Annotated in this window: 11 protein-coding genes and 1 pseudogene; 10 read left to right on the top strand and 2 right to left on the bottom strand. The window is 74.3% G+C overall.

Translation table 11 applies throughout. The annotated features are described in order from the left end of the window. The coding region (locus ACFV7Q_RS07445; protein ID WP_385424750.1) for an aldehyde dehydrogenase family protein at nt 1-832 on the top strand (832 nt) is incomplete at its 5' end. A gap of 3 nt (nt 833-835) precedes the next feature. Beyond that, nucleotides 836-1,624, top strand: a pseudogene (locus ACFV7Q_RS07440) (3-oxoacyl-ACP reductase); the annotation flags it as partial. A 365-nt stretch (nt 1,625-1,989) separates the two neighbouring features. Here ACFV7Q_RS07440 and ACFV7Q_RS07435 read toward each other — a convergent pair. Then, a complete protein-coding gene (locus ACFV7Q_RS07435) occupies nt 1,990-3,195 on the bottom strand; it encodes an amino acid deaminase/aldolase (protein ID WP_385424747.1) in 1,206 nt (401 codons plus the stop codon). Nucleotides 3,196-3,586: 391 nt separating this feature from the next. Here ACFV7Q_RS07435 and ACFV7Q_RS07430 point away from each other — a divergent pair, with 391 nt between their 5' ends. The 3 genes from ACFV7Q_RS07430 to ACFV7Q_RS07420 are packed head-to-tail and all read left to right on the top strand — an operon-like array spanning nt 3,587 to nt 6,435. Then, nucleotides 3,587-4,468, top strand: a complete 882-nt coding sequence (locus ACFV7Q_RS07430; RefSeq protein WP_385424745.1) for a hypothetical protein — start codon at nt 3,587-3,589, stop codon at nt 4,466-4,468. Then, nucleotides 4,465-5,643: a type VII secretion-associated serine protease mycosin gene (gene mycP / locus ACFV7Q_RS07425; protein WP_385424742.1), complete on the top strand. Its 1,179-nt coding sequence runs from the start codon at nt 4,465-4,467 to the stop codon at nt 5,641-5,643. Before ACFV7Q_RS07430 ends, mycP begins: the two co-directional genes overlap by 4 nt. Nucleotides 5,644-5,688: 45 nt before the next feature. After that, on the top strand, nt 5,689-6,435 hold the full coding sequence (locus ACFV7Q_RS07420) for an SseB family protein (RefSeq protein ID WP_385424740.1): 747 nt from the start codon (nt 5,689-5,691) through the stop codon (nt 6,433-6,435). A gap of 158 nt (nt 6,436-6,593) precedes the next feature. Here the strand turns inward: ACFV7Q_RS07420 and ACFV7Q_RS07415 are convergent, their stop codons facing one another. Beyond that, the gene (locus ACFV7Q_RS07415) at nt 6,594-6,971 is read right to left on the bottom strand and encodes a DUF1844 domain-containing protein (protein ID WP_360622705.1); all 378 of its coding nucleotides are present in this window, start codon (nt 6,969-6,971) and stop codon (nt 6,594-6,596) included. A 352-nt stretch (nt 6,972-7,323) separates the two neighbouring features. On the opposite strand from ACFV7Q_RS07415, the gene infC reads away from it, so the two are divergent. The 5 genes from infC (at nt 7,324) to ACFV7Q_RS07390 (ending at nt 11,109) form a co-directional block, all read left to right on the top strand. Continuing rightward, nucleotides 7,324-8,016 (top strand): translation initiation factor IF-3, encoded by a 693-nt coding sequence (gene infC, locus ACFV7Q_RS07410; protein ID WP_385424737.1) that lies wholly within the window; start codon nt 7,324-7,326, stop codon nt 8,014-8,016. A gap of 103 nt (nt 8,017-8,119) precedes the next feature. Beyond that, the gene (gene rpmI / locus ACFV7Q_RS07405) at nt 8,120-8,314 is read left to right on the top strand and encodes a 50S ribosomal protein L35 (protein WP_114056849.1); all 195 of its coding nucleotides are present in this window, start codon (nt 8,120-8,122) and stop codon (nt 8,312-8,314) included. Between the two features lie 98 nt (nt 8,315-8,412). Beyond that, nucleotides 8,413-8,805 (top strand): 50S ribosomal protein L20, encoded by a 393-nt coding sequence (gene rplT / locus ACFV7Q_RS07400; RefSeq protein ID WP_179175294.1) that lies wholly within the window; start codon nt 8,413-8,415, stop codon nt 8,803-8,805. A gap of 179 nt (nt 8,806-8,984) precedes the next feature. Then, on the top strand, nt 8,985-9,848 hold the full coding sequence (locus ACFV7Q_RS07395; protein ID WP_385424733.1) for a TrmH family RNA methyltransferase: 864 nt from the start codon (nt 8,985-8,987) through the stop codon (nt 9,846-9,848). A 55-nt stretch (nt 9,849-9,903) separates the two neighbouring features. Continuing rightward, on the top strand, nt 9,904-11,109 hold the full coding sequence (locus ACFV7Q_RS07390) for an ATP-binding protein (protein ID WP_385424730.1): 1,206 nt from the start codon (nt 9,904-9,906) through the stop codon (nt 11,107-11,109). Nucleotides 11,110-11,137: the final 28 nt, after the last annotated feature.

Here is an 11,137-nt window from a genome sequence, read left to right as displayed (position 1 = left end):
GAACCTCTTCCAGGTGCTCCCCGGCCGCGGGGACACCGCCGGCGACGCGCTCGTCGAACACCCCGGAGTCGCGAAGATCGTCTTCACCGGCTCCACCCGCGTCGGCAAGCAGATCATGGCCAAGTGCGCCGACCGGGTGAAGCGCGTCACCCTCGAACTCGGCGGCAAGAGCCCCAACATCGTCTTCGCCGACGCGGACCTGGAGGCGGCCGCCGCGTCCGCCCCCATGTCCTTCCTCGACAACTCCGGCCAGGACTGCTGCGCCCGCACCCGGATCCTCGTCCAACGAACCGTGTACGACCGCTTCCTCGACCTGCTCGCACCCGGCATCGAGGGGGTCGTCGTCGGGGACCCCGGCGACGAGAAGACCCAGATGGGCCCGCTGATCTCGCGCGCCCAGCTGGACCGCGTCCGCTCCTACGTCCCCGACGGCCTCGCCGCGATCCGTGGCACCGCCCCCGAGGGCCCCGGCTTCTGGTACCCCCCGACCCTCGTCACGGACGTCGCCCCCACCGCGCCCGTGGCCGCCGAGGAGGTTTTCGGGCCCGTCGCCGTCGTCCTGCCCTTCGAGGACGAGGAGGACGCCGTACGCCTGGCCAACGCGACCGAGTACGGCCTCTCCGGCTCCCTCTGGACCCGTGACGTCGGCCGCGCACTGCGCGTCTCCCGCGCCGTCGCCGCGGGCAACCTGTCCGTCAACTCCCACAGCAGCGTCCGGTACTGGACGCCCTTCGGCGGCTACAAGCAGTCCGGACTCGGCCGCGAGCTCGGACCCGACGCCCTCACCGCATTCACCGAGACCAAGAACGTCTTCATCAGCACGGAGGCCTGAACCATGACCGCCCAGCCCACCGAAGAGATCGTCTGCCGCCGCCTGGTCGGCCGTACCGCCGTCATCACCGGGGCCGGCAGCGGCATCGGCCTCGCCACCGCCCGCCGCCTGGCCTCCGAGGGCGCCAACGTCGTCTGCGCCGACATCGACGAGACCGCCGGCAAGGCCGCGGCCGAGGAGGTCGGCGGCACCTTCGTCAAGGTCGACGTCACCAGCCCGGAGGACGTCGAGGCCCTCTTCAAGACCGCCTTCGACACCTACGGCTCCGTGGACATCGCCTTCAACAACGCCGGCATCTCACCCCCGGACGACGACTCCATCCTCACCACCGGCCTTGAGGCCTGGAGGCGCGTCCAGGACGTCAACCTCACCTCCGTCTACCTGTGCTGCAAGGCCGCCCTGCCCTACATGCAGCGCCAGGGCCGCGGCTCCATCATCAACACCGCCTCCTTCGTGGCGATCATGGGTGCCGCCACCTCCCAGATCTCCTACACCGCGTCCAAGGGCGGCGTGCTCGCCATGTCCCGCGAACTCGGCGTCCAGTTCGCCCGCGAGGGCATCCGCGTCAACGCCCTGTGCCCGGGGCCCGTGAACACCCCCCTGCTGCAGGAGCTGTTCGCCAAGGACCCCGAGCGGGCCGCCCGTCGCCTCGTGCACATCCCCCTCGGCCGGTTCGCCGAGGCCACCGAGATCGCCGCCGCCGTGGCCTTCCTCGCCAGCGACGACTCCTCCTTCATCAACGCCACCGACTTCCTCGTCGACGGCTCATTGTCGGGGGGTCCCCCCCCCCCCTTTTCCCCCCCCGGCCCCCCCGGGCCCCCCCCCCCCCCCCCCGCCCGCGGGGCGCCCCACGCCGCCGCCCCGGCCGCCCCACATCCGGGCCGGAGCCGTCCCGGTAGGCCAGGCTGACGACCCGGTAGTCGTACTCCTCCGCGTGATGCCGCAGACGCGGTCCCCGAACGAGGCGCCGGGCTCCACCCCGACCCCGGCCGTGGCCCGCCAGGCCTCGCCCACCGAGGGACCGGGCTCGTTGCCCAGGACCGCGACCACCTCGACCCCGCTGCCTCGGATGAGTCCCCCTGGACCTCTGCGGCACCGGCGTGTACGTCTTCGAGTGCCGCACCTGTCCGACCGTGCCCGGGAGCCGGACGCGGGAGTCAGAGGAACGTGCGGCCCTCGCCGCGGTACGTGGGGACGACCGCCGTCACCCGGTCGCCCTCGACGAGGTGCAGGACGTCGAAGCGTTCGCACAACTCGCCCGCCTTCGCGTGGCGGAACCACACGCGGTCCCCGATCAGCAGGTCGTCGGCGGGGGCGCCGAGCAGTGGCGTCTGCACCTCCCCGGCGCCCTCCTGCGGGTCGTAGCGCAGCCCCGCGGGCAGGTACGGCTCGGGGAGCCGGTCGGGGCCGGCCGCGCCCGAGGCCGGGTACCCGCCGCCGAGCACGGTGACCACGCCCACCCCCGGCCGCCGGACCACCGGCTGGGCGAACAGGGCCGCCGGACGACCGCGGAAGGAGGTGTAGTTGTCGAACAGCCGCGGCAGGTACAGCCCGGACCCGGCCGCGATTTCAGTGACCGCCGCCTCGGCGGCCGTCTGCTGCACGCTGCCCGTGCCCCCGCCGTTGACGAACTCCAGGTCCGGGACCACCGCCCGCACGGCCCGCACCGCCTCCGCGCGGCGGGCGGCCAGCTCCCGGCGGGCCGCCGCCTGCATCAGCCGGATCGCCCGGGACCTCAGCGGACGCCCGGCCAGCGCGTCGCCGACACCGGCGACGTGGCCCTCGTACCCCATCAGCCCGACCACCCGGAACCCCGGCCGGGCGGCGACCGTACGGGCGAGCGCCGCCAGCTGCGCGGGCTCGCGCAGCGGCGAGCGCCGGGCGCCGATCCGGACCAGGCCGCCGAGCACGTGCAGCGCGGTGTCCAGCTCCAGGCAGACCCGGACCTCCTGGGTGCCGCCGCCGCGGGACCGGTCGATCAGCTCCAGCTGGGCCGGGTCGTCGACCATGACGGTGATCGCCGCGGCCAGCTTCGGATCGCCCGCGAGCTCGGCGAAGCCGGCGCGGTCGGCGGAGGGATAGGCCAGCAGCACGTCCTCGAACCCCGACCGGGCCAGCCAGACCGACTCGGCGAGGGTGTACGACATGATCCCGGCGAACCCCGGTCGGGCCAGGACCCGTTCGAGCAGCGCCCGGCAGCGGACGGATTTGCTGGCGACCCGGATCGGCTTCCCGCCGGCCCGCTGCACCAGATCGTCGGCGTTGGCGTCGAACGCGTCGAGGTCCACGACGGCCAAGGGCGCGTCGAGATGCGCGGTGGCCCGGTCGTACCGGGCCCGGTCCCCACCGGCGGCAGCAGTCATGGGCCGCAGCTTGCCACGCCGCCGTACCCTCGGGTAACCCCCGTGTCACCGCTGCCCCGAAGCCGTCCCGGCGGTCCCGTGCCGCCGTGCCGTCGCGGTGACCGGGCCGGATCCGAGCCCGTGGTGGCCGTACGCGGGCGGCGTACGCGGTCAGTCGCCCGCAGCGGCGGCCGACCCTGCGCCGACCGCTCGCGGTGCCACGCGGTCCCGCGGAGCGGTCCGCCTCGGTCCGGGGGCGGCCGGCGGGAGCAGGGCGCAGCCACGAGGGCGGGGCCGGAACCCGCGGGCCGGGGCCGGGGGCGATGCCGGGGCCGGGAGGGCCGGGGCGGTCGGGGCGGCCGCGTAAAGTACCCCGGAGGCAGCCGTACGAAACGGGGGGCGGAGCCGCCGGATGAGCACGTCGACACCGCACACCGCGGCCCTGGCCGAGCCCGACCCCCAACCGTGTCCCTCCCGCAGCGCGGCCCGTACCGCGGCCGCCGCCCTCTGCGCCGTGCTCGGGACCGGCCTGCTCACGGCCGCCGCCCTCACCGGCTGGGCCGAACGACACGCCGCGAGCAGCCCGCCGACCCCCGAGGCCGCCTACCGCACCGCCGGGTCGCTCTGGCGCGCCGCCCCCGCGGACAGCCTCTTCCCGCCCGTCCTGACCGGCGCCGACGCAGGCCCCGGCGGTGCCGACCGGACCTGGACCCGGGTCGCCCTCGCACCCGACTCCGACTGCGGGCCCGCCCTCGCCCCCGACTGGCGGGCCGCCCTCGCCCCCACCGGCTGCACCCGGGTCCTGCGCGCCACTTACGCGGACGCCACCCGCAGCTCCCTGATCGCCGTCGGCATGGTGTTCACCCCGGCCGACGCCACCGCGATGGCCGGCCTGCGGGGCCGGCTCGGCGCGCCGCCCGCCTTCGGCTTCCCGGACGCCCGACGCGCCGCCTGGACCGCATCCGTGCTGCCCGACGCCCCGGTCGTCGTCTACGCCGTCTCCGCGTTCGCTGACGGCCGCACCGTGGAGGCGCCCGTCCCGGCGGAGGAAGCGATGCGGAAGAACGCCACCGGCGCCGTCGCCCAGGCCGGCCTCGGACACGAGGCCAAGGCGGTCGCGGACCGGATGGAGGGCACCGTCCGCTCCCTCGCCTCGCCGAAGGCCGCGAAGGCCGCGAAGGCCGCGCACGCTGCGACGTCCGCCAAGGCCGCGACGGCAGCGGCTCCCGGCTCCGGCTTCCGCCCCGGCTCAGGCTTCGGCCCGGACTCCGGCTCCGCGGGGTCCACCCGATGAGCCGCACCCGTTCCGCCGCGGCCCTCGTCCTCGGCGCCGTCCTCGTCGGCGCGACCGCGCCCCCGGCCACCGCCGACGCCGTGCGCGACCGCCAGTGGGGCCTGACCGCCCTGCGCGCCGAGGAGGCCTGGGGCATCACCCAGGGCGACGGCGTCACCGTCGCCGTCCTCGACACCGGCGTCGACCCCACCCACCCCGACCTCGCAGGCCAGGTCCTCGACGGCACCGACCTGGTCGGCATGGGCGCCGGCCCCGGCGACCGCGCCTGGGCCCGCCACGGCACGGCGATGGCCGGGATCATCGCCGGGCACGGTCACGGCCGCAACCGCCGCCAGGGCGTCCTCGGCGTGGCCCCGCAGGCGAAGGTCCTGCCGGTCCGGGTGATCCTCGAAGAGGGCGACCCAGGCCGGTCCACGGCCCGCCAGAGCAAGGGCGGCGCCCTCGCCGAGGGCATCCGCTGGGCCGCCGACCACGGCGCGGACGTGATCAACCTGTCGCTCGGCGACGACAGCGACTCCGCGCACCACGAGGCCGCCGAGGACGAGGCCGTCCAGTACGCCCTCGGCAAGGGCGCCGTCGTGGTCGCCTCCGCGGGCAACGGCGGCCGCGAGGGCGACCACGCCTCCTACCCGGCCGCCTATCCCGGGGTCATCGCCGTCACCGCGGTGGACCGCAGCGGCCGGAAGGCCGCCTTCTCCACCCGCAACTGGTACGCCAGCGTCAGCGCCCCCGGCGTCGGGGTCGTCATCGCCGACCCCGACCGCGCCTACTACGAGGGCTGGGGCACCAGCGCGGCCGCCGCGTTCGTCTCCGGCACCGTCGCCCTGCTCAAGGCCGCGCACCCGGACCTTTCCCCGGCCCAGATCAAGAAGCTGCTCCAGGACACCGCCGCCGACTCCCCGGCCGGCGGCCGCGACGACGCCCGCGGCCACGGCCTCGTGGACCCCGTTGCCGCCCTCCAGGCCGCGGAGGCCCTGCGCCCCGAGCCGGCGCTCCCCGAACCCGTCGCCGCCGGGCAGCGGTACTTCGGCCCGGGCCCCGAGCCCGCCCGCCCCGCCGACCGCGTGGAACGGCTCCGGGTCCCGGTGGCCGCGGGCACGGGGCTGGCCCTGCTCGCGCTGGCCGCCGTACTGGCCCGCCGGCCCACGGCCGCCCGGCACGCGTCGGAGGACTGACCGCGCGTCGGCGCCGGACCGGAGGCGGGATAGGGTCGGGTAACTGTGGCGAACAAAACCATCCCCGATCCCGGTTTTTCCGACGACGACGGCTCCGCCGACCCCCGGCTGAGCGCGGCTCTGGCCGCCTGGTCCGAGGACCGGGCGAAGGAGCCGGAGCTGCTGGCCGCGCTCAAGGACGCCCGGCTGCTGGTCCCGGTCGTCGCCGTCCTCGGCGACGTCGAGACCGACCCGGAGACGGGCCTCAAGCGCGAGAAGACCAGTGACATGGCCGTTCCCACCCTGCAGGCCGGGAACCGGCGCGCGCTGCCCGCGTTCACCTCGATCGCCTCGCTCGCACGGTGGGACCCGGCGGCCCGGCCCGTGGCCGTACCCCTGCGGCAGGCGCTGGCCGCCGTCGCGCACGAGAAGGCCGACACCCTGGTCCTCGACCTGGCTGGCCCCGTGACCTACCAGCTCACCGGCTCCGCTCTGCTCGCGCTGGCCGAGGGCCGTACCGACGCCGACCCGCTGGCCGACCCGGCGGTGCGGGAGGCCGTACGGGCCGCGGTGGCGGGGGAGCCCGCCGTGCTCCGCGCCCACCTCGTCCCGGCCGGGGCCGACGCCGACGGCATCCTCGCGGTCGTCCTGGCCGCCGGTCCGCAAGCCGCAGCAGCAGCCGCGGCCCGCCGGATCGCCGGGGCGCTGGCGGCCGACGAGACCCTCCGGGCGCGCCTGGTGCGCGGGCTGGACCTGGCGCTGCTCCCCGAGACGGCCCCCGCCCCGCCGGGAGAGGCCCTCTTCACCCGCTGATCGCCCGGTGGGCGCACGGGCGGGAACCGGCGTGCGGCCGCACGGGAAGCGGAAGTGAGAAGAAGCACGAAAACGGAACGGGCCGGGGCGCAGCGCCCCGGCCCGTTCGGATGCCGTTCCCGGCCCGCCCCGGCCTCGCCCGGCCGGGTGCCCACCCGTCAGGCGTAGACGGGCCCGGTGAACTTCTCGCCCGGACCCTGGCCCGGCTCGTCCGGGACGATCGACGCCTCGCGGAACGCCAGCTGGAGCGACTTCAGGCCGTCGCGCAGCGGGGCCGCGTGGAAGGAGCTGATCTCGGTGGCGCTGGCCGTGACCAGGCCGGCCAGGGCCGTGATCAGCTTGCGGGCCTCGTCGAGGTCCTTGTGCTCGGAGTCCGGCTTGTCCAGTCCCAGGTTGACCGCCGCGGCGCTCAGCAGGTGCACGGCCACCGTGGTGATCACCTCGACGGCGGGCACGTCCGCGATGTCACGCGTCAGGGCGTCGTAGTCGGGGGCCTGGTCGGCCTCGGCGGCGGGGGAGGGGGTCGCGTCAGTCATGCCCCACACGATAAGCCGGGTCGCGCGGGCGCCTGACGTGGCACCGGGTGAGCAGGTCTGGCGCGGAATGCTATATTGGGCTACGACCGGCCGGAGACCTATGTCCCCGGCCCACAAGTGGAGGCTCCGTTCTCCCACCTGACCGCCCTCCGGGGCGGCGGGTCACCGGTCAGGCGGCATCCATCGTTCCGTACGGACGATGGAAAGCCGCCCGAGTCTGCGCCCCGCGGTTCGCACGCGGCGGTGCTCCGGTTGTCTTGGAGCCCCTGCCTGTGCCCGACGGGGCATTTTCTTTGCTCCGCCGCGGTTGGTCACGACGACACAGACGTCAGCGGCTGTCTGCCTGGCAGCCGTGTGGTGCTACCGAGGAGGATCCATCAGCACCGAGCCCCGCATCAACGATCGGATTCGTGTCCCTGAGGTGCGACTCGTCGGTCCCAGCGGCGAACAGGTGGGCATCGTCCCGCTTGCGAAGGCGCTTGAACTCGCGCAGGAGTACGACCTGGACCTCGTCGAGGTCGCAGCGTCTGCCCGTCCGCCGGTCTGCAAGCTCATGGACTACGGCAAGTTCAAGTACGAGTCGGCGATGAAGGCCCGTGAGGCGCGCAAGAACCAGGCGCACACGGTCATCAAGGAGATGAAGCTCCGGCCGAAGATCGACCCGCACGACTACGACACCAAAAAGGGTCACGTCGTTCGGTTCCTCAAGCAGGGCGACAAGGTCAAGATCACGATCATGTTCCGTGGTCGCGAGCAGTCCCGGCCGGAGCTCGGCTACCGACTGCTGCAGCGTCTGGCGGAGGACGTCCAGGAGCTCGGTTTCGTCGAGTCGAACCCGAAGCAGGACGGCCGCAACATGATCATGGTTCTCGGTCCCCACAAGAAGAAGACCGAGGCGATGGCCGAAGCCCGCGAGGCCCAGGCCGCCCGCAAGGCCGAGCGCCAGGGTGCGGCCGCCGCCAAGGAAGCGGACGCCGCGGAGGGCGACGCGGTCGCCCCTGCCGAGGCTGCCGACGCCTCTGACGAGGCACAGGCCGAGGCCTGATCCCGGGGCATCCGCTCCGGATCACCGACACACCATGACGTTCCCGCGAGCCGGTCCGGTACCGGACCGGTGGGAACGCCACCGACGAGGAGAGAACGGCGCCATGCCGAAGAACAAGACGCACAGCGGTACCAAGAAGCGCTTCAAGGTCACCGGCTCCGGCAAGGTGCTCCGTGAGCGCGCCGGCAAGCGCCACCTGCTCGAGCACAAGTCGTCCAAGCTGACGCGTCGCCTCACCGGCAACGCCGAGATGGCCCCGGGCGACGCCGCGAAGATCAAGAAGCTTCTCGGCATCTGACGTCCCGCCCCCACCGGGGCGGGATGCCAAGACCGGTACCCCATCGAACTTTCGGGCCGCGTGAACACACCCGCGGCCCCGCTACAAGGAGTTAAAAAGTGGCACGCGTCAAGCGGGCAGTAAACGCCCACAAGAAGCGCCGGGCGATCCTCGAGGCGGCCTCCGGCTACCGCGGTCAGCGTTCGCGCCTGTACCGCAAGGCCAAGGAGCAGGTCACCCACTCGCTGGTCTACAACTACAACGACCGCAAGAAGCGCAAGGGCGACTTCCGTCAGCTGTGGATCCAGCGCATCAACGCCGCTGCCCGCCAGAACGGCATGACGTACAACCGCCTCATCCAGGGTCTGAAGGCCGCCAACATCGAGGTGGACCGCAAGATCCTCGCGGAGCTGGCCGTCAACGACGCCAACGCGTTCGCCGCGCTGGTCGAGGTCGCCCAGAAGGCGCTCCCGGCCGACGTGAACGCCCCGAAGGCCCCCGCCGCCGCCTAAGCACCGCGCCTTACGCAGCAGGCCTTCACTGGCTTCAGCCCGGACCCGCAGGCCCTGTGCCTGCGGGTCCGGCGCGTCTGGGGCACCGCCCCGCCCCTCGCGGCCGGGGCCACCGCTCCGCCCCGCCCCTCCCAGACCCGCGCACACCCGCAGTACGTACGGAAGCGAGCCGACCGACCATGGGTACCCCCGCCCCCGCCGAGCTGATCTCCCCCCGGTCCCCGCGGGTGGCCGCCGCCAGGCGGCTGGCACGGCGCAACTTCCGCACCAAGGAACGCCGCTTCCTCGCCGAGGGCCCCCAGGCCGTCCGCGAGGCCGTCGAGCACCGCGGCTCCACCGGTCCCACCCTGATCGAGCTGTTCGCCACCGTCGAGGCCGCCGAGCGCTACGGCGAGATCGTCGCCGCCGCCCGCGCCGCCGGCGTGCGCGTCCACTACGCCTCCGACGAGGTGCTCGCCGAGGTCTCCCAGACCGTCACCCCCCAGGGGCTCGTCGGCGTCTGCCACTTCCTCGACTCCCCGTTCGAGGAGATCCTCGCCGCCCGGCCCCGGCTCGTCGCCGTCCTCGCCCACGTCCGCGACCCGGGGAACGCCGGTACCGTCCTGCGCTGCGCCGACGCCGCCGGCGCCGACGCGGTCGTGCTGACCGACGCCTCCGTCGACCTGTACAACCCGAAGTCCGTGCGCGCCTCGGTGGGCTCCCTCTTCCACCTGCCCGTCGCCGTCGGCGTGCCCGTGGAGCGGGCCGTCGAGGGGCTACGGTCGGCAGGCGTCCGGATCCTGGCCGCCGACGGGGCCGGTGAGGACGACCTGGACGCCGAGCTCGACGCGGGCAGCATGGGCGGCCCCACGGCCTGGGTCTTCGGGAACGAGGCCTGGGGCCTGCCCGAGGAGACCCGGGCGCTCGCCGACGCCGTCGTACGCGTCCCGATCCACGGCAAGGCCGAAAGCCTGAACCTCGCCACGGCCGCCGCCGTGTGCCTCTATGCTTCCGCGCGTGCACAGCGGGCGCCCGGAGGGTGCCGCTCCGTGACCCCCAGCTAGTAATGTGGCCGCCCGGGGGCCCACTGCGCTACTCGGAGATGTGGGGTACGGGGACATGACCGTCGGTACGAACAGCTCGCCAGCGGCCTCGAAGGCGGCCGGGACGCCCTCCCTGGGAGCCGTGCCCGCGCAGCACCCGGGCGGCGGCCGCACCGGCCAGGACACCGCCGACCTCACCGGCCTGGGCATCGACCCGGACGACCTGCCCGACGGGCTCGTCATCGCCGACGAAACCGGCCGGGTGATCTGCTTCAACTCCGCGGCGGCCCGCATCACCGCCCTCACCCCCGCCGAGGCCCTCGGGGCCCGCATCGACCGGGCGCTGCCGCTGGAGGACCTCGACGGCCGCCGCTGGTGGGCCCTCACCGACCCGTACGGCGGACTCGCCACCCGGCGCGGCCAGCCCGAGCGGAACCTCCTGCTCCCCGGCGGCCGCGAGGTCCTCGTCTCCGCCCGGTACGTCCGCGCCCACCCCACCGGCCCGCTGCGCCGCCTCGTCGTCACCCTCCGCGGCACCGACGCCCGCCGCCGCACGGAGCGCAGCCACGCCGAGTTGATCGCCACCGTCGCCCACGAGCTGCGCTCGCCCCTGACCTCGGTCAAGGGGTTCACCGCGACCCTCCTCGCCAAGTGGGAGCGGTTCACCGACGACCAGAAGCGCCTGATGTTGGAGACCGTCGACGCCGACGCCGGCCGCATCACCCGCCTGATCGCCGAACTCCTCGACATCTCCCGCATCGACTCCGGGCGCCTGGAGGTCCGCCGCCAGCCCGTCGACATCGCCACCGCCGTCGGCCGGCACGTCCAGGCCCTCACCGCCAACGGCCAGGCCCCCGACCGGTTCCTCGTCCGCGTCAGCCGCTCCCTGCCCCCCCTGTGGGCCGATCCGGACAAGATCGACCAGATCCTCGGCAACCTCCTGGAAAATGCGGTGCGCCACGGCGAGGGAACCGTCACCATCGACGTATCGCCGGCCTGTCTGGCGAACGCCGCAGGAGGCAGCGGCACCGACAAGACCGAGAAGGGAACAGCCGTCACCGTGACCGATGAGGGCCCCGGTATCCCCGAGGAGTCGATGGGCCGCGTCTTCACCCGCTTCTGGCGGGGCAGCAAGCGCGGCGGCACCGGCCTGGGCCTGTACATCGTCAAGGGCATCGTGGAAGCCCACGGCGGCACCATCACGGTCGGCCGCGGCCCCGGCGGCGGCGCGGAATTCCGATTTATCCTGCCCGTCGGCGCGCCCGCGTACCTCGCGCAGTAGCACCAGCACTGCGGAGCGTCTCGCCAGG

Origin of the sequence: Streptomyces sp. NPDC059851 (assembly GCF_042732005.1) — a bacterium.
Taxonomy (GTDB): domain Bacteria; phylum Actinomycetota; class Actinomycetes; order Streptomycetales; family Streptomycetaceae; genus Streptomyces.
This window is presented reverse-complemented; position numbering and strand designations above follow the sequence as displayed.